Here is a 19,135-nt window from a genome sequence, read left to right as displayed (position 1 = left end):
TATGCAGTATGTAAAGTCCCTCATTATGTAAAGTCTGTCGTCGTTCATATATACGTTATTGCTGTTATTCAGCAAATTAGTTACATAAAAACTTGGACAGACTTTACATAATATCAGAGCGTATTAGTATTTGGTCTGTAAGCTTTTGAGATAGCCAAGAAGGTTTTTGTTGTCTTGCCAAGACGTTTTACCTTCTTGTACTATTCCCGGATTCAGTTTGGACAAGGCTCTCTGTTTCATCCTTTCACTTGCTCTCGCATACACTTCTGTAGTGGTAGTAGAGGAGTGTCCAAGAAAGTCACGGATGTAAACAAGATTAATGTCTGCTTCAAGCATGTGCATTGCTTTTGAATGCCGGAAGCTGTGACATCCTATGTTGTCAGGAAACAAGTCCGGATATACTGTCCTCGCCTTTGCGATGTATTTTTTGACGATGTTCAGCACTGCCATTCTGCTCATTTTGCTTCCCTGAGGATTCGGGAACAATGGGTGACATTGGTTTTCCGGTCTATACAGATGCTTTTCTTCCATATACAGCTTTAGGTTTGTAACCTGAGTGGCCGAGAGTGGCACGATTCTGGCCTTGCCTCCCTTTCCATGAAGCTTCACAGAAGATGTCTCATCAAAGCGTAGGTCTGAAGGAGTGAGGTCTAATAGTTCCTGGACGCGACACCCACTGTCATAAAGCAAGCCGAGCATTACGAAGTCCCGTCTTCCCTTGGCTGTTTTCAAGTCCGGTTGTCGCAAAAGCAGTTTCAATGCTTCTATCTGCAGGTATGCCATTTCCGGCGAAGATGTTTTCTTGCACTTTATTGAGAGTATGTCCTGCCATTTTGCGAGCCCTTCGACATTCCTGTATTGAAGGTACGCGAAAAAAGAGTGTATGGCACCGAGACGGGCATTACGTGTTGATGTGCTGCATTTGCGCTCTTTTTGAAGCCAGGCGAGAAAATGGATAATCCGCTCTTTCGTAATCTCGGCAAGAGTGAGATTCTCGGGCCGGACAAGTTCCTCAGTCTCCATGTATCCAATGAATAGTGTAAAAGTGTAACTGTAGGTCTTCACTGTATTGGCGGAGTAGCCGCATTCGGATGTAAGGTATCTGCCAAGAAAGTCGGTGAGATGCCTTGCAAAATCAGTCGTCTTCATAGTCGGCATCCTCCAATGATTTCCCCAAATCGGGGAACACACATTTGTAAGCCTCGTCCATCTTCAGTAGCAGATGAGGGTACATCTCTTGCGTGAGTCGTACATAACGGTTGGTCGCCTCAATCGACTGGTGCCCCATGTAAGTCATCAGTACAGGAAGGGCGCAATAGAGGTCCTTGCCTTCTTCTGTCAGTTTCACTAGTGCATTGACACAAAATGTGTGGCGTAAATCGTGCAGGCGAGGCCCCACACCCCGGCCTCCATGCCCTATACCGGCGCGTTGCAACACTTGTCTGAATATCTCATAGACGGAACATTCGGTAAACTTCCGGCCATCGGCGGAGGTGAAGAAAGAATTGTCGGCCTCCACAGGAAGGCTGAGTTTCTGCTTATACGCCACCCAGTCCTTGCACACTTCCCTGAGGGACAGCGACATTGGGACTATACGGTCTTGCCCGTTCTTGCATCCTTGCAATTTTAGCACTCCATGCTCAAAGTTCACATCACCATGATTCAGTTTCAATGCCTCTCCGATTCGTATGCCTGTTCCATAGAGCATTCGTATAAGACTGGGCATCACGCATTTTACGGAGTACATGTAGTGTCTCGACAGAGTAAGTTTGTCACATTCACGGAAGATGGCGGCCATCTCCTGTTTAGTGTAGATGTGAGGAATGAAGTTGCCCTTATACTTTGGCAGTTGTGGCACGTATGACGCATAGCCGACCTTCTGTAAGTATGCAGAAAAGCCTCTCAGCATGCTGATGCGGCCATATCTGGCATTGTCTGATTCCATCGGGAATGGCTCTGCCCAAGCCTCTGCCAGGTCCCTGCTTATGCCTATCTCAGTCTCGCCCCGTTCGATTGTAAGCTGGTCAAAACGCCTGAGACGCTCTTCAGTCTCTTCCATCTTGTATCCGAGGGATCTCTTATGGCTGACATACTCCGAGATCAGCCCGGCATAAATGCCATGGTTTGGAATACGGTTAGCCATACAGATTGTCGTAGAATGAAGATGAAACGAATGGCACGTCAAGTGCACACTGGCGCAGCATATCCACATTTACCCTTGTGTAAACAGTAGTGCTTTCCGCTGTGGAGTGTCCCAAAATCTCTGAGATGACAGGTATCGGCTCGTTCACGCCAAGCAGATTGGTGGCAAGGCTGTGACGCAAGGCATGGGGGCCATGCTTTCTTCCTGTGGAGTCTATGCCGGCAGCCCTCATCCAGTCTGCGAGGTTTGAACCCAATCCGCTTGCCTTCATTGGCCCATACGGTGCTTGCGCCTTTATAAACAAGTATGGGAGTTTGATGTCCGGACGTCCATGACGGATATAGTCGATGATGGCACTGCCCACCTCTTCCGACAAGGGTAGCACAACCTTCTTCCCCGTCTTCTGCTGTATCAGGGATATACGGTTGCTTTCCCATTCAAGGTTGCAGAAACGCAACCCGATGATGTCGGAGATGCGTAACCCGTATCGTGCTGCAAGCAGCACCATGGCATAATCGCGTTTGCCTTGGGGGTGGGTCCGGTCAATGGCATTGATTACCGCATTGACTTCCTCCTGTGTATAAACAGAGGGAAGTTTCTTACGGATGCTCCCTTTCAGTTTGTACACATCCATCCAAAGGCACTCCCTGTTGTCTGGCAACAGGCCGTTGGTGCAAAGATAGCGGAAGAATACACGGATGGTTATCACCGTGTTGTCTCTGTCGATAGGATTCTTTGCCTTGTCCAATATGTCAAGGAACGCCATTGCGTCAGCGACAGTAAATTCTTTGATTGTCTTCTGAGTATCTGCAAGGTAGGCATACAGCGTATATATACGCTCCTTGTAACGTTGGATGCTCGACGGAGCCTTTAGGTGGCTCTGCTCTTCGATGAAGCTGGTGAACGGACTGCCCAACTCTCCTTCGTAAGTTATAACCTTGGGAAGTATATGGCTTCGTCTTACCTCTCCATAATCCGTCATGTCGCTAAGCACGTCTATGTGGCGGACCCGCTCCTGTTGACGGTGGGTCAGTTGCTTATAGGCTTTGTTCCCATGCCAATCATTAAGAAAGGCATCGCCTACTTCGCGACTGTATAGTTCATAACCATTGGCTTTCATAAAGCTGGCCAAATGATCCCATGTGTGGTTGTATCGTTTGATACATGTATCCTTGTACATCATTGTACGCAGATAGGCTTCCACACGAAGCCTGATGTCTGGCAGTTTTGACTGTATCATATAATATAGGTGGTCAATGAGATGACCGACACTATAATATATTATGTAAAGTCGTTATGTCAAGTTCTGAGGCTATGCTTTTGATAATCAAGACACATCTCTTAGGATAGTTGCAGATATTGACATAATGTAATTGTTTACATACGCTATCATCCATCGTGATTACTTACAGATGGGAAGTGAGATTCATATTGACATGTATGATGACCGTTTGGAAGTATATTCTCCAGGAGGAATGATGGATGGAAGAGTTATTCAGCAGCTTGATCCTATGAAAGTACCATCCAAAAGACGGAATCCGTTACTTGCAGACTTTTTTAACCGCTTGGGGTTAATGGAACGCCGTGGAAGTGGAATGAAGAAGATTATTGATGCATATAATAAATATATTCATCTTTTAAATTATCATACTCCAGAATTTGTTTCTAATGCTTCTGAGTTTCATGTAACGCTATGGAACTTGAATTTTGAGAATGAAGTTGTTGGAGAAATAACACCCAATGGCATTCCTTTGATACAAGAGTTCGTAAAAGAGTCTGGAGAAGTGGTCGTAAAAGAGTTCGTAAAAGAAGAATCAAAGTTCGCAAAAGAGTTCGTAAAAGCAGGTCGTCAGATTTATAAGCTAATTTCACAAAACCCACAAATCAGTGCTGCGCAGATGGCTGAGAGTATGGGACTATCTGCACGTCAGGTTCAGAAATATCTTAAACGACTTCAAGAGTCAGGGAAGATTACTCGTATAGGTGGACGTAAAATGGGAGAATGGAAAATAATTGATGAAGAATACGAAGGATTCTTTGATCGAATATGACAGACAATTGATATGTAAGTCTTCTATATTGGCATGGATAAACTAGACAAAGAACAGAGACATCGTTGTATGTCAGCTATAAAATGTAAGGATACAAAGCCGGAATTGTTGGTGCGAAAGTTCTTGTTTAGTCGTGGATTTAGATATAGATTGAATCATCCTCGACTTCCTGGACATCCGGATATTGTATTGCACAAATATAGAACCGTGATTTTTGTGAATGGATGTTTTTGGCATGGGCATCAAGAATGCAAGTATTTTGTCCTTCCTAAAACGAATGTGGAGTTTTGGAGTGCTAAAATCGAAAGGAATCGAAAACGAGATGTGGAAGAACAACGCCAATTGGCATCTATGGGATGGCATTGTATTACCATTTGGGAATGTCAGTTGAAACCTAGAGTTCGTCAGCAGACTTTGGAATCATTAGTATATACACTTTCTTATATTTTCTTGGAAGATAGAAGGGTGAGCTATTACAAAGAAAAATATGAAACTCCCACAATAGCTGCTGATTCGGAAATTGAATATAATGTATAGAATGATGCTATTATTTTGTTTTCTATAATAATTTAGATATATCCTTTTTTAGTTACTTTTAAATATTAATATTATGTTATACACAAATAAACAATTAGTATCTAAAGGCTTTGATCATAGAATTGCAGTAAAAAGATATCTCTATAAATATTTGAATCAAAAGAAAGAATTTAAACGCCTTAAACCACATGAAAAAGATTATTTGTTTGGTTGGATGCGTGTATCTTATAATGAACAAGGTAAGCATGCTTTTGATTTATATGAGGAGACTGAGGCACAAGAGTATATATTTTTTAATATAGTCCTGACATATGGAGAAGATATTGATAAATTTGAAGGGCCAATAATGGGACCGCATGGTAAATTGATGGATGAGGAAATACGTAAGGATCATGCTTTTTTTGATAAATATTTATCAATATGGAAAAAGCAAATAGAAGAACGTAATGGGCCATATTTATCAATCATTGCTCCCATGCTTTATCAGAAGTTGAAAGAATTAAAAAGTGTTTGTTCATCAGAAGATGAATATAATTCACGTGAAAGGTACTGTTATGGCATATTTTTTTATATATATTATAAGTCTAAATTGTTATTTGAAGAGAATAATAAGCGATGTTTAATCTTTAAAATTAAAGAGTTTGATTTTGTTATTAATATATATACTTTTTGTCATATATTTACTAGACATTATGTTCCTAGCTTAAATAAAGGTTTGTCTGTCTCTATGAATAGTAAGATTCCCTATATTGACGTAAATAATTTTGTTGAAACTCTGAAGGGGCTAATAGTATTGTATTTTAATGAAGATGATAGCTTGAATATAGCAACAGAATATATGTTGTTCAAATTTATGAATGATCCATATATCCTTTGGATAAAATATAAAAGAATGGATGAACTGTCAAAAAATATGGGGTTTGAAGTGCGATCTTTTTATAAATGTGAAGAAGAAGCAGATATCTCTAAATTTGATGGTAAAAAAGAAATTATACTTTCTAAAGGTTGTTTTTGTTATATATAATAAGAAGGAGAATATAGGTAATTAAATTATTGCAAAATGTTTAAATTAATAGCTGTTAAGGTATTGGAAGGATGTCGTAAGTCGGTATGTAAATGTTTGAGTGTCGGTAAAATGTATTACTTTAATAATGACTACTACATTACTGATGATAGTATATGTCTTCGCGATGAATATATAAGACTATTGCCAGATGATTTTTTCTCATTAGACGCTACTTCAACTTTGCAGATAAATATTTCTGCTGTGGTTGGTATGAATGGTGATGGCAAGAGTACATTGATGGAGTTGGTAATGCGCTTGATTAATAACTGCGCAAAACACTATAGACTGGCAGATAAAGATAACTTATTGCAAATAGATGGAGTGAAAGCCGAGTTGTATTATTTACTTGATAATGTGGTATATTGTATAAAAGAGACAAAAGAAGATAACTATGCAAGTCTGTGGAAATGTGCTGATATGAGTGACTCTGATGTACGGCAATGGAATAAAATAATGACTCCAGTTAAAAGCGTCAGTAGAATGAATGAGTTGTTTTATACTATTGTGTCTAACTATTCTCATTATGCATATAATACAAGAGATTTTAGAGAAGAATGGTCTGATAAAGTACAATCAGAGGAAGATTGTAAGAAATGTTGGCTACATTACTTATTTCATAAGAATGATGGTTATAGAACCCCAATAACAATTCATCCATATAGATATGAGGGAAATATTGATATTAATAAGGAAGTTGAATTAACTATGCAGAGACTGATGGCTTTGTATATTCAGGAGCCTAATCCTAGAGAAAATGACGGTTCATTTAGAAGAATAGGTAATAAGGAGGCTGAATTTCTACAATTGACCGATTTGGGATATTCAAAACTTCAAGAAATAACTGTTGTTCAATATTTTAAGGATAATAAATCTTGTTCATTATTATCAAAGCAGATTAACCATATAGAAGAATTGAGGAAAAACGCTGATGATATGATGATTAAAGGTGCTTTAAGTAATATATTGGGTCCCCCATAAAAGGGTGTCTTGATTTATTAATCGGAGAGAAAGATCAATATTCCTATATGAATACGGACTTATCATATAAAGATTTCTTGCAGATATTTTATGAATGGATGCGTAATAAACATCAGGTGTATTCAAGCAATAGTGATTTGAGGCTACTTTTGAATGCTTTGAAAAAATTAAGTAATATTGTTGATAAAGGTGCTTCGTATAAGCAGTTTGCAACCAAATATAAAAAATATGACAAGATGAATATTCAACAATTGAAAAGAGTTAGGTTCATATATGAGGTAATACGAAGCTGGGGTTTCTCTATTGACATTCTTACTAAAGAATATGAGATACTTGATGATATTGAGCGTTGTCAGCATTATATTGTTTATAAGACTATAAGTATATGTGCAATCTATCCGGAATATCGAGATTTTATTAATGGTAAAGATTCAGGTTGGAATAATATTGGGTTCGTTTTTGATAATTTTGTTATTGATGATGTTGTAAAGCAAATTAAAGCAGATAAAACACATGTTACTTTAAAGTTGCGTCAGTGTTTGAATTTTATTGATCAACTGAATAAGAGTAAAAATAATGTTTTTGAGATTCTTTCTAATGTGAATCTGCAACAGAAATTTAAAAAAGAATATGAATATGGCTTTGTCGTAAATTTTGATGATTTAAAATCTTATTATAAGAAAGACCTTTTCCCGTTAGAATTATTGCCTCCTCCTATTTATAAGTCAGAAATTCTCTTTCACTCTATACAAGATGAGAATACATATATTCCATATAAGTATTTAAGTTCAGGAGAAAAGCAGTTATTAAATAATTTGGGGGCATTGATTTATCATTTGAGAAATATAGATTCTGTAATAGACAAAAAAAGATCATACGAAAACGTAAATGTGATTTTTGAAGAAATAGAATTGTATTTTCATCCAGAATATCAACGGCTAGTAGTAAAAATGTTGGTGGAAAAATTGCAAAAGATAGATTTTAATCACATAAAAAGAGTTAATGTTATATTTGTTACTCATTCTCCATTTATCTTGTCAGATATTCCAATTTGTAATGTTCTGTTTTTAAAGGATGGTAAACCCGCAATTAGAAAGATTCAAGAGAATACATTTGGATCTAATATTCATGGATTATTAAAGAATGGATTCTTCCTGCCATCCTTACCAATGGGAGAGTTTGCCTACGATAAGATCAACGAACTATTTGAAAGACTTAATGGATATAAATTGGATCCTAACAATCGAGAACTTCGGGATTGGTTCTATTCAAATATTATGAGAGTTGGTGAACCATACCTAAGAGAACAATTAATGAAATTATATAATATGCATTATTCAGTTTACGTACAATGATAGATATTAGGAGAGGTAGATATGTAAATCTGATTGCTGATGAATGGCTTGGCATGGTAATGAAATTCTTTAATGATCCTTGTCGTCCATATATAAAATTGTCATCTAGTAAAAAACTGTATTTTGCTTCGTATGCTCACAAATTGAGATACGAATGTTTATGTCAGATTTCTGTATATGCCAAAAATAGAAAACATAGAAAAGCTTGTGTGAGAAAACTATATTATTGGTGGCAACACCTTAATGATATCATATTGATTAGCCCTGCTTCTATGGATTCACAAATAGAAAAATGGGAAACGAAAAAAATAGGAGACATTATATTATTGAGAGCATTATCTAATATCTTAGTGAGATATTACGAGACTTTATCTAATAAATATGGGCACGATTTGGTGAACAAATTAAATATAAAAACATGTCCATATTGTAATAGACAGTTTATATATACTTTTAAAGGACGAGCAGCAGAGAGACCGGAATTAGATCATTTTTATTCGAAAACTATCTATCCGCTTTTTTGTTTATCATTTTATAATCTTATTCCTGCTTGTCATTCTTGTAACCATGTGAAATCTGAAGAGAATATCGGTTTAAATCCTTATTCTAGGGCTTTTGGAAGGAAGTTTGTTATAACAGATAAAAGAGGAGGTCAACTTACGAAATCTCAAATATATAAGTTGACGGAAAAAGAAATCAAATTAGATTTTTCAGGGAATGACATTGCAGAAGAAATAAATGAAAAAGTATTAGGGCTAAAAGATGTATACAACAAGCATACTGATTATGTAAAGGAACTAATTGATAAATCTATGGCTTATGATGCTTATGCGAGAAAAGCTTTGGTGGAAAGTTTTCAAGGTGCTGGATATCACCCTCGCCAAGTGTATGATTTTATATGGGGTAGACATTTGATGGATGCTGAGTATGAAGATAGGCCTCTTTCTAAATTAACAAAGGATATTTTGGATTTATTGGATATAAAGAGAAAATAGTCGTTAATAAATAAAAGATCGTGAATATTATTTGTTTGTCTCAAAATCATTATCTTTGCCTTTGACCGCTTTAGATAGCGTGGTTTGTTTGTCTAAACAACAATATAATTTAGACAATAGCTTGAAAATAAGGATGAAACAATTTCTTCAACGAAGAGGAGTATTAATACGCTTTGATTGAGAACTTACCCGCTTATTTATTACGGATAAGGCAAAAATTATAGAAAGAGGTAGTACGAAGGCCCTTACTATGGTTGGAAGACTATCTCTTTTCTTTTTAACCCCCATTGTATCGATGATGACACAAACAGATGAAACACGCCGTTTGCCCGGATTGAAAGCACGCTGTCTGCCTGAAAACTGCCGGCAAGATGTAACGGGACTTTTGAAAGAGATATACGGTTACGACCGGTTCCGCGACCTTGAAATTTACGACGACCTGTTTAAGGGCAGGCAGACACTCTGTGTTTCTCAAGGGCTGCTGATTGAAAATGTAATCCGTGAAGCGGAGAAGGCACAAGAAGGAGAGTTACAGCCGGATAATATTCTGCTTACCGCCCCTACCGGTTCGGGAAAGTCATTGCTGTTCCAGCTTCCAGCTATTTATTTGGGCAGGGAATACAAACTGCTTACTATCGTTGTCTCGCCTTTGAAGGCCTTGATAGTCGACCAGGTGGAAAGCTTGCAGGATTTGGGTTACGAGCGGGTGACGTATGCATCCTCCGACCTTTCTCCGGAACAGAAAATGGAAGTCTACCGGGCGGTACGCGAGGGGGAAGTAGATTTGTTCTACCTCTCGCCGGAGCTGTTGCTGTCTTACGACATCAGGCATTTTATCGGTAACCGCCGTATAGGTATGGTGGTCGTCGATGAGGCGCATACGGTAACTACCTGGGGCAAGGAATTCCGTGTGGACTATTGGTTTCTGGGACGTTACTTGACCGCCTTGAAACAGAACCTCGGCTATACGTTCCCGTTGTTTGCACTGACCGCCACTGCTGTGTGGAATCCCAGGGGAGGCAACGATATGGTATTCGAAACTATCTGTTCGCTTCAAATGGAGCCTTGTGTACTCTATGTAGGTACGGTAAAGCGCAAGAATATCGGTTTCGATATCCGCCGGCTTACGCTGGAGGAAGGAGAGACCTATGACAAAGGTAAGCAGCGCGTCATATCCGGACGCGTGGAAGAATTCCTCGACGGACATAAGACATTGCTTTACTACCCTTTTGCCGGTAGTATAGACATGCGCATAAAGACGTGGGTACACCCTGCCGGCTGGCATCTGGTAGCCTCCTATTACGGCAAGAAAGACAAAGAGCAGAAAGCAGCTATCGTACAAGACTTCAAGGAGGGAACGAAACGACTGATTGTCGCCACGAAAGCTTTCGGTATGGGAGTGGACATCAGCGATATCGACCGCGTGTACCATGTGGCGCCTTCCAGCACATTCGTCGATTACATTCAGGAGATAGGCCGTGCCGCCCGCGATGCGGATGTCCGGGGTATTGCCGCCACCGATTATCATGAACGCGACTTCTATTATATGAAGCGCCTGCACCAGACCGGCAGCATTGCGCAGGAGCAGTTGGAGCTTATCCTGAAAAAGCTCATGGAGGTGTACCGGATGAAAGGAGCGAAGGAAGAAATTCTTGTATCGCTGTCCGACTTCGAGTTTGTGGTAAAACTGCCGCGTACGAAGAACAAGCTGGAATACGAGTCCGAGTTGGGACAGCTCATCAAGACCGCCCTATTGTGGCTGGAAGATGATTTATCGCAGCGCTACGGAACGCATCTGCTGGAAGTCAGCCCGCAAAATCTGCTGACGGAGGGTTACGTACAGGACAAGACGGGCGATACTTTTGCACGCGAGTTCCGTGCCTACCTTACAGATGTGGAAGGTGTGGAAGGAGTTTACCGGGTGCGCCTGGATGCCCTTTGGGAAGAACGGTTCCCGGAAATGGGATATCGGGAATTCAAGCAAAAACTGAATAGCGGCATGCTTTGGGAAGGCTCGCGCGCCGTGTCCGTAGGTAAGCACGAAGTGTTGTTGAAAGAAGATGCGGCGGTTATCCGCCAGCGTATGGATGCTTTGTTCAAAAGCCTGGTGTCGATGCTGAAAACAGCCTTATTTAAGTCGAAAGGACGTTTCGATGAAGAAGAGCTGCGTGCGGTGTTCGCCGAGCATGGCATGGATGTACCGTCTGCCAAGCGATTTATCGGTTCGTTGCTGGAAAGCCGCACCGAGGAGGGGCGCAGCGTGAGCTACATCAGCAGTGTCAAGAAGAAAGAGTCGAACGAGCTTTCGTTTACGGTTACGAAAGGGTTCGACCTGCTCTTGTCGCGTTATCAAAAGCTGTTCGCCCAGCGCATCGCAGGCAATAAGGGCGAACGTTTACAATTCTACTGCACTCCGTTTTCCGACCTGAATATGCTGCTCAATCTTCTTTCCATGCTCGACTGCCTTTCGTTCAGCGTAGAGGGTGGCGGTACACCCTGCGTACATGTACGGTTCAATGATCCGGAACTTTTGCAACAGTTGGCAGACTCTGGCGAGTACCGCAACCTCATTCTGGATACGAACGAACGCATCTTCGAGGAACAGATAGAACTGTTTTCCTCTTTCTTCGGTACTGATACCCTGACGGACGGGCAGCGCTGGGATTTTGTAGAGGAGTATTTTACCGGGACAAGCGTAGAGGAGCTGAAAAAGAAATATATCGGCAAGTGAATACCGGAGGCATATCGCATCACTCTCCGATGCGGATTCGGTAATTGCTCACGCCGTATCCCGCCCATATTCCTATGCCTCCCTGTATGTTCCCCGGCAGGTTGCTTGTGTTGGGAAAGAAGGGATTGCTGTTGTTCACCACTTCATTCTCGTACTTGTTCCAGTATTGGAATACCTCTTCCGTAATCTGGGTGAACTTGATGCCCACTTGCTCTCCCGGCGTGAAAAAAGGAGTGTACTTTTTCAGCTCCGTATGTCGGAAAGGCCGGTACACGGAAGCCTTTGCAACGGGCGACGACAGTATTTCGTCGGAGAAAGTACCCATGAATGCATTGTAGTAACTGCTGTCCCTTCCATATACACGGGTAAATATCTTGTAATAATTGCTCTCTTTTTCAGGGTCGTGGAAATAAGCTGTCACCTGATAGAGCGTATCGCTGTTCTCGCTTTTACATATGGAAAAACTGTCTACGCTGACAGGAGCGGGTATACTGGTTTCGGCAGTGATATTTTTTCCCCGGTGGGTAATGCAGAGTGTATAGCGCTTGCCGGGCACTCCCCGCAGCACATTGCCGGTATAAACGAAGTAGGGCAGGCGGTACTTGTCGCTCCGTCCCGTAAGGATTTCGGTCTGTTCGCCGTCGGATACGGTTACTTTGGCGGTAGTCAGCGGTATTTCGGATACGCTGAGACTGTCCCACGTGCTTCCCAACGCTTTGCTGTATGATAGGTACACCCGTGCAAATCCGTTCGATTCGATGCTTCCTTCCACCACGACCTGGGGAGTATAGTCGGTGGTAAAGTCCCATTCGGGGTCGCAGCAGGCGAAAGAGAGGCAGGACAAGAAAAAGCAGAGTAGAAAAGCGGTTCGTTTCATTTATCTTAGAATTTGAAAGTGTAACTAAGTGAAGGGAGAAGGCTGTATAATGCCATGTTCCGTTTTTTGATTTGCAAGCTTGTGCCGTCTTTGGACGGTTTTACGCCCACTTGTATGAAAATGGGGTTATGCCGTTTCAGTACATTGTATAAAGATGCGTTCAGGCTTTGGTTGCGTTTGGCTCCGAAGTGGAAGTTGGCGGACAAGTCCATACGCTGGTAAGAGGGCATACGGCTGCTGTTGTAAGGCTCATAGATACATACCGCATTTTCGCCCGCCATGTAAAGGGCTACGGGCAGGGTGACGGCGTTGCCCGAAGCATAGATATATACTGCCGAGAAGTCCCAGTGGTTGTTTAGCGTAAAGCACAGCGTAGTACTCAGGTTGTGCCTCCGGTCGTACTTGGCAGGAAACCATTCGTTGTTACGCAAGGTAGGGAATTTCCGGTCGGCCCATGCCAGGGTATAACTTATCCAGCCGTTCCACCGTCCCCGGTTTTTCTTGACGAATAGTTCCAGGCCGTAGTTCCTTCCTTTGCCTGTCAGTACGTAATCTTCTATGCGGTAATTCTGAGTCACCATATCGTATAATCCCCCGTTGAAGATAGTCTGGTTACTCAGCGTACGGTAATAGGCTTCGGCAGAGAACTCATAATCCCCGTTACACAAAGACTGGCTATACCCGATATTCCAAGTGTAAGCCCGCTGTTCGGGCAATGCTTGGGTAGCCGGCATCCAGAAGTCGAGGGGAAAACCTACGGTAGATACATTAATCTGGTTTATATATTGATGTGCTGTGACGAATGAAGTATAGATTTTTCCTTTGCGCTTCAAGTTATAGGTAGCTTGCAGGCGCGGGTCGAAGTTACCGGTACGGTAAGAAGGCTGGTAGCTGCCGCTATACCGCAGGCCGGCATTCAGCGACAGGTTTCCGAAACGGTGTTCCGCCTCGGCGAATATACCGAAAGTCGTTGTCCTGAATGTCTGCGGGCGGTTCCGGTTGATACCTTCGAACACATTCCGGGTTTCCGGATATTGGGGAAGCAACCGGTAGATACTTGCTTCGCCGCCTGCTTGCAGGCGGGTGTTCCCGATATAAAATACGGCTTCTCCTTTATATCCCCCTTCGGTGATGTGTGAGGGCAAGGCGATAGACAGGCTATTTTGCCTGGCATCCAATGTCGTGTGGTAGTAACTGGCATACAGGCGGTGCGTCATGCTGCCATTACGGCGAAAACGGTGCTGCCAACGGGCGGAGCCGACGGCATTCATCCATTGCAACCGGCCGGTAGCCTGGTACTGGTGTTCTTTTAGGGTCATAAGGTCTCTCCCGATGTAACCGTTCACCACAATCCGGTCGCGCTCTGTGGGGTGGTATGCATAGGTCAGGTTATAGTCCTGAAAGTCGTAGCGCAGGAAAGTGTTTTCCTCCATTCCTTGTTCCATTAACCGTATAATAGGGTTGATGTATGTGGCGCGTGCGGAAAGGTATAGCGTGCTCTTACGTGTCAGAGGGATGCCGGCGGTTGCTCTCGAGGCAAGGATACCCACACTTCCGGCAATTTCGGCTTCGGGCAGGATAGAATCCCGCGGCTGCATCTCCAGGTAGCCGGCAAGCCTTCCTCCGTGCGAAGAGGGAATATAGGATTTTTGCAAGGAGAAAGACGAGAAATGGTCGTTGTTGAATACGGAGAACAGCCCTAGCAGGTGAGAGGGGTTATAAATCGTTGCTCCGTCCAGTGTAACGAGGTTATGCCCCGGTTCGCTGCCACGTATGTATATGCCTCCGTTCAGCTCGCCTCCATTGACGATGCCGGGCAGCAGTTGTATAACCTTCATCGGGTCGGTATCGCCCAGCAGGTGGGGTATCTGCTTCATGGCCTCGGGGCTGATGTTCCATTGTCCGATAGCGGTGGCTTGCAGCAGGGGAACTTTCTTCCGGGCTGTTATCTCTATCTCGCCTATCTGCCAGATAGAATCGGTCAGGGCGTTTTTCTGCCGTAGCGAGTCGTTCTGTGCTACTGTAATGGCGGTTTGTAAAAGGAATATGGCTGTAAGGATACAGGTGATGTGTCTCACGCTTTTGTGCGGGCTTAGGGTTACTATCAGGGCACGGGTTTCACGGACGATACGGCGCTCTTTCTTGGAGTGAACGCCGGGTTCCATGAAATCCGTGCCCGGGTATTTGCTTTACTCTTGCGGGGAGTATCTGTTTAGTCCAGCAGTTTGCCGAATGAGTCGATTAAGTCTTCCAGGCTGTCGATGAAGCCTTTGAGCGGGCTGCTGTTGCCGTCGAACTCGTCGAAGCTCATTTTCGAACCGTCGCTGAATACAACGATGGTTTCTACATCCCAGTATTCCCAGTCTATGCCGAGGGGGTGGGACTCAATGAAACCCTCATAGCCAGGAATGAAATTTCCGTTTGCATCGGTTCTGTATTGCTCCCAGTAAGCCTCATACGAATAGTCTTTGTAAGACTGGAAACCTAAAGTGGCGGATGCCTCCGTCTGGCTCTTGAACCGTAAATCCCCTTTCAGGTATTTGGCATAGTCGGTAGCCGTTTGGGCTGCTTCGTCCATTTCTTCTTGGTTGTGCTTTTTTACTTTAGCTATCTGCTCGTCTTTGGTAACGGGACGGAATATTTCTGAACTCTCATCTTCCTCGTCGAGTATGGCAGAGAAACCTTTCACATCATCGCATTTCAGTGTAATGTACGCATCGTCCAGAAGAATTACCTGGCCTTCGGCGGTATTCACTCTTTCTTCGAATCCTTTTTCCGAGTCTTCCGTAATGTTCTGTCCGCCCACTACAGCCTTGCCTACGACAGCTTCTTTACCGTCTATCGTGACTTTGCTGTTGGCATTCACCGTTGTAGCGTTGGCTTTAACGTAAGAAGTGATAATGTACTTGCTTCCCACTGTTACCGTAGCATTGACCTCGGCTTCGTAGGGGCTGGTGGTTTTCAGGTTGGCGGTTGTTACTTCCACTTTAGCCAGTGTATTGTTCTTCCAAGTGATATTCGCTTCTACTTTGGCAGGAATTTTAAAGGTTTCACCGTCGTAGGTGAAATCAGTTTCACCGCCACTGCATGCTGCTGTAAGTTCGGCATTCTGTCCTTCTACGGGGAATCTGGCGATAAATTTACCCGATGACGGATTCTCTGTCCATACCCACTCGCCGTTGGTATATTCATAAGTGCCGTAGTACTCGGAGGCTTGATGTGTGGCGCGGGTCATTGTATAGAGCGACCCCATATTTCCGCGTGCGGCTGCCAGTATATTCTGTGCATAAGGACCGTAATCCGGTGTCTCGTTTCCGTAGTCGTAATCTTCTTCTTCCAGCAAACTCGATAAGGCTTCTGCCACGGTTGCCAAGTCTTTGAAGTCGTCGGCATTTACCAGGGCTACCAGGTCTTTACCTACCGTGTTCAGCTTTTCTTTGGCTTTTTCGGGTTCTTGCAGGCTGCCGTCCGGTTCTTCCGGATTAGGTTCTACCGGGTTGTTGATTTCAGTATCGTCGCCGTTGTCGGTGGCATCGTCGTCACTGCATCCCACTACAAGACTTGCACATGCTATCGCCATGCAAGCCATGATAAGTTTCCATGTTTTCTTCATTTTATGTTAAGTTTAAATATAGTTTTCTGCAAAAGTATATATTCAAACTTAATATACAAAGATATAATTTAATTAAATAATAAAAATCAACTTGTAGCCTATGTGGATGCGATTTGGCAGGTCTGTTATTCTCTTTATTAATAGTACTTACACCTTATATATAGGATAGCTGTTGAATTTCAAAAAAGATGATTTTATAAGATTGACAGCAGAATGAATAAAAAGAAATATATTAACTGTTAGCCCGTATATGATAAAGGGAGATGTTGCAAAATGCGCGTATAGTTGCAACTATCTCCCCATTGCAGTATTCCGTAGAGTATCTTCGGTATTTCTTTACCCGTACGGTTCCATGTTACGCTACGGCTGTCCTTTCAGTTCGGCTTCCAATTGTATGGCACGTGGAAACACGATATTGTTCTCCAGGTGGATGTGCTGATGCAAGGCCGCTTCGAACTGCTTGAGCTGTTGCAACACCAGGCGGTAACTGTTGCAGGCGGTTTTGGGGCTGGAATATCCGTTTGTCAGTTTCTCGATGTGGCGGTAACGTTCGCCTTCGGCATCATGCTCGGACATCATTACGGATATGGGAGCTTGGATGCTGCCGCAGTGGAATTCGGGTAATGCAGTATTGTCGAGTCCGGCTTTCACCATTTCGTAGATGTACGGAAACAGTACCAGTTCCTCCTTGTCGAGATGCTGGTTGAGGTCGGAGAGCGATTGCCCGAATAATACTTGTACATTGTATAGCGTAGGGTAGTCCTCGCCATGTACCCGGCATACCTTGTCGAGCAGTTCCTGTATCTTCGGCCCGTCCCTGCGGATATTGCGGTGGTGTATCTTCAAAATATAGTCTACGAGTAAATCCAGCGGCCAGCTCTTGAAGTCTATGTTTTCGGAAGCTGGCAGGGCAAGGTTTTCGATGTCTTTGATAACCTTGTCCGTATCTGCGCCCGCTTTTTGACAGGCTTCGGGCAGGAGGACGAAACCGTGACAACAAAAATCGATGCCGTACTTATCGAATACTCCGGCGTTACCGAAATTGTCGGCAACGATATCGCCGACTGTCATTGTTCTATAATCTTTCATACAAAATACAGTTTTTATCTTCCGTTGCGGAAGGTTTTTATATTATTACAAATATTCTCTGCGGAATGTTTGAAAGATTATGATTATTTGATTTTACTTATCCTGCTTTTATAACTTCTGAAAAGCCAGCCGTTCGTCCCCATTCGGCAGGTAGATGATGCCGCAATCCTGGAAACCGTGTTTTTTGAGGATATGTTGCAGGATGCGGTTGTCGCGGTGTGTGTCCGCACGCAAATTGGGTATCCGGCGGTAGCACCATTGCAGGCAGGCGGATGCTACACCTTTACTACCTTCCGTACTTGCCAGGCGGTGGATAACGCCGTAGGGACGCGTATCGTCTATCCATGCGCCGTTATAGATGTGCGTATAAGTAGGGTCTTTTCCTTGTATAAAGGCGAAAGTCCCTATTAGGTTCCGCGCTTCATCGAGGCATACATAACTGTTTCCATTCTCAATATCTTGTTTCACAATCTCCTCGGTAGGATAGCCGCCGGTCCACTGCTTCATGTTTCCGTCTTTGCGCATAATGCGTTTACCCTGTTCGAAGATGTCCATAAGGATACCGAGTTCTGCGATGTCTGTTTTTCTAATTTCTATCATAGTGCTGTATCGGCTGAATCCGGATAAGAGGATGCCTTCCGAATGCAAAGATAGTTGTTTATTCGATATTTTTTGGTCGGTAGCGGTTGTAAAAGGTTTCTGTACGCATGCTTTAAAGATTGCCATGTTTTTCTCTGAACATTTGCATAAATTCTCCAAACACTTTCTAAACAGTTCCGTAGAACATCCTTACAAATAGCGTGTTTTGAGCAAAAAAAAGAGATTAACCATTTTCTGATTAATCTCTATAGCTAACTGATTATTAATAAACTTGTGCGGAAAGACAGAGATTCGAACTCTGGGAACAGTTACCCGTTCACCGCATTTCGAGTGCGGCCCGATCGACCACTCCGGCACCTTTCCTTCGTTAGCTGTTGCAAAGGTAATACATTTGGCGTTTCATTGTTATCGTTACTATGAACAATTTGGAATATTCATTGTTCTTTTTAGGGATATTTTACATATATTTGTCCCGAAAATTTAAACATATTGAATTATGAAAAAAATCTTTAGTGTTTTTATGGTAGCTATATGCTGTTTGGCAGTGGCTATGCCTGCTCAGGCTCAATTGCTTAAGTTTGGTGTTAAAGGTGGTGTGAATTTGTCGAAGCTTAAACTCGAAGGAATGAAAGATAATTCTACCGGATTCTTTTTCGGTCCTATGGCTGAAATTACGATTCCCGTTGTAGGATTGGGAATAGACGGCGCTTTGCTGTATTCTCAAAGAGGCGATAAAATAGAGGATATCGATATGAAACAATCCGGTTTGGATATTCCTATCAATCTGAAATATTCTATCGGTTTGGGCAGCATGCTGGGTGTTTATATAGCTGCCGGTCCGGATTTCTTCTTCAATTTTAAAGGAGATAAGAATTTTGGCGGTGGAGAAACGCTGGAAAGTAAGAAAACGCAGGTAGGCATCAATGTAGGCGCCGGTGTGAAGCTGGTTAAACATTTGCAAATCGGTTTCAATTATACCATTCCCTGCGGCGACTCCTTCACTTTGAAGAGTGCCGGTGAGGCTATCGGCACAAAGAATAAGACTTGGCAGATTTCTGCCGCTTACCTTTTCTAAAAAAGATAACCGATACCATACGTTG

Annotated in this window: 15 protein-coding genes, 1 tRNA gene and 1 pseudogene; 8 read left to right on the top strand and 9 right to left on the bottom strand. The window is 42.8% G+C overall.

Going from position 1 to position 19,135, the window contains the following annotated elements; all coding sequences use genetic code 11:
* Positions 1-123: 123 nt before the first annotated feature.
* The 3 genes from C233_RS0112585 to C233_RS0112575 all read right to left on the bottom strand — a co-directional run bounded on the left by C233_RS0112585 (position 124) and on the right by C233_RS0112575 (position 3,383).
* Entirely contained in the window at positions 124-1,149 is a 1,026-nt protein-coding gene (locus tag C233_RS0112585) for a tyrosine-type recombinase/integrase (RefSeq protein ID WP_018665808.1), read from the bottom strand.
* On the bottom strand, positions 1,136-2,059 hold the full coding sequence (locus tag C233_RS0112580; protein WP_241217659.1) for a tyrosine-type recombinase/integrase: 924 nt from the start codon (positions 2,057-2,059) through the stop codon (positions 1,136-1,138). The genes C233_RS0112585 and C233_RS0112580 overlap by 14 nt, the downstream gene beginning before the upstream one ends.
* A gap of 76 nt (positions 2,060-2,135) precedes the next feature.
* A complete protein-coding gene (locus tag C233_RS0112575) occupies positions 2,136-3,383 on the bottom strand; it encodes a site-specific integrase (RefSeq protein ID WP_039747134.1) in 1,248 nt (415 codons plus the stop codon).
* 145 nt (positions 3,384-3,528) lie between these two features.
* Here C233_RS0112575 and C233_RS22700 point away from each other — a divergent pair.
* From C233_RS22700 to C233_RS0112540, 7 genes and pseudogenes are all read left to right on the top strand, one after another.
* Positions 3,529-4,194: pseudogene (locus tag C233_RS22700) on the top strand (ATP-binding protein); the annotation flags it as partial.
* 33 nt (positions 4,195-4,227) lie between these two features.
* On the top strand, positions 4,228-4,731 hold the full coding sequence (locus tag C233_RS0112565; protein ID WP_018667922.1) for a very short patch repair endonuclease: 504 nt from the start codon (positions 4,228-4,230) through the stop codon (positions 4,729-4,731).
* 73 nt (positions 4,732-4,804) lie between these two features.
* The gene (locus C233_RS0112560) at positions 4,805-5,755 is read left to right on the top strand and encodes a hypothetical protein (protein ID WP_018667921.1); all 951 of its coding nucleotides are present in this window, start codon (positions 4,805-4,807) and stop codon (positions 5,753-5,755) included.
* Positions 5,756-5,791: 36 nt separating this feature from the next.
* Entirely contained in the window at positions 5,792-6,775 is a 984-nt protein-coding gene (locus tag C233_RS0112555) for a hypothetical protein (protein ID WP_018667920.1), read from the top strand.
* 47 nt (positions 6,776-6,822) lie between these two features.
* Positions 6,823-8,130, top strand: a complete 1,308-nt coding sequence (locus C233_RS0112550; RefSeq protein ID WP_018667919.1) for an AAA family ATPase — start codon at positions 6,823-6,825, stop codon at positions 8,128-8,130.
* Entirely contained in the window at positions 8,127-9,125 is a 999-nt protein-coding gene (locus tag C233_RS0112545) for a hypothetical protein (RefSeq protein ID WP_018667918.1), read from the top strand. The genes C233_RS0112550 and C233_RS0112545 overlap by 4 nt, the downstream gene beginning before the upstream one ends.
* A 295-nt stretch (positions 9,126-9,420) precedes the next feature.
* On the top strand, positions 9,421-11,856 hold the full coding sequence (locus C233_RS0112540; RefSeq protein ID WP_018667917.1) for a DEAD/DEAH box helicase: 2,436 nt from the start codon (positions 9,421-9,423) through the stop codon (positions 11,854-11,856).
* Between the two features lie 19 nt (positions 11,857-11,875).
* Here the strand turns inward: C233_RS0112540 and C233_RS0112535 are convergent, their stop codons facing one another.
* From C233_RS0112535 to C233_RS0112510, 6 genes are all read right to left on the bottom strand, one after another.
* A complete protein-coding gene (locus C233_RS0112535) occupies positions 11,876-12,733 on the bottom strand; it encodes a DUF4249 domain-containing protein (protein WP_081626121.1) in 858 nt (285 codons plus the stop codon).
* A 5-nt stretch (positions 12,734-12,738) separates the two neighbouring features.
* Positions 12,739-14,898: a TonB-dependent receptor plug domain-containing protein gene (locus C233_RS0112530; protein WP_018667915.1), complete on the bottom strand. Its 2,160-nt coding sequence runs from the start codon at positions 14,896-14,898 to the stop codon at positions 12,739-12,741.
* Positions 14,899-14,945: 47 nt separating this feature from the next.
* Complete coding sequence (locus C233_RS0112525; RefSeq protein WP_018667914.1) at positions 14,946-16,346, bottom strand: hypothetical protein; 1,401 nt, start codon at positions 16,344-16,346, stop codon at positions 14,946-14,948.
* Between the two features lie 360 nt (positions 16,347-16,706).
* Complete coding sequence (gene ric / locus C233_RS0112520; protein ID WP_025068783.1) at positions 16,707-17,435, bottom strand: iron-sulfur cluster repair di-iron protein; 729 nt, start codon at positions 17,433-17,435, stop codon at positions 16,707-16,709.
* A 108-nt stretch (positions 17,436-17,543) separates the two neighbouring features.
* A complete protein-coding gene (locus tag C233_RS0112515) occupies positions 17,544-18,035 on the bottom strand; it encodes an N-acetyltransferase (protein WP_025068784.1) in 492 nt (163 codons plus the stop codon).
* Between the two features lie 276 nt (positions 18,036-18,311).
* Positions 18,312-18,398, bottom strand: a tRNA-Ser gene (locus C233_RS0112510).
* Between the two features lie 133 nt (positions 18,399-18,531).
* Between C233_RS0112510 and C233_RS0112505 the strand changes: the two genes are divergently transcribed.
* On the top strand, positions 18,532-19,110 hold the full coding sequence (locus C233_RS0112505; protein WP_018667911.1) for a porin family protein: 579 nt from the start codon (positions 18,532-18,534) through the stop codon (positions 19,108-19,110).
* Positions 19,111-19,135 lie beyond the last annotated feature (25 nt).

Source organism: Bacteroides gallinarum DSM 18171 = JCM 13658 (assembly GCF_000374365.1).
GTDB classification, from domain to species: domain Bacteria; phylum Bacteroidota; class Bacteroidia; order Bacteroidales; family Bacteroidaceae; genus Bacteroides; species Bacteroides gallinarum.
The sequence above is the reverse complement of the archived record's forward strand: the minus strand, read 5'-3'. Positions and strand labels throughout refer to the sequence as shown.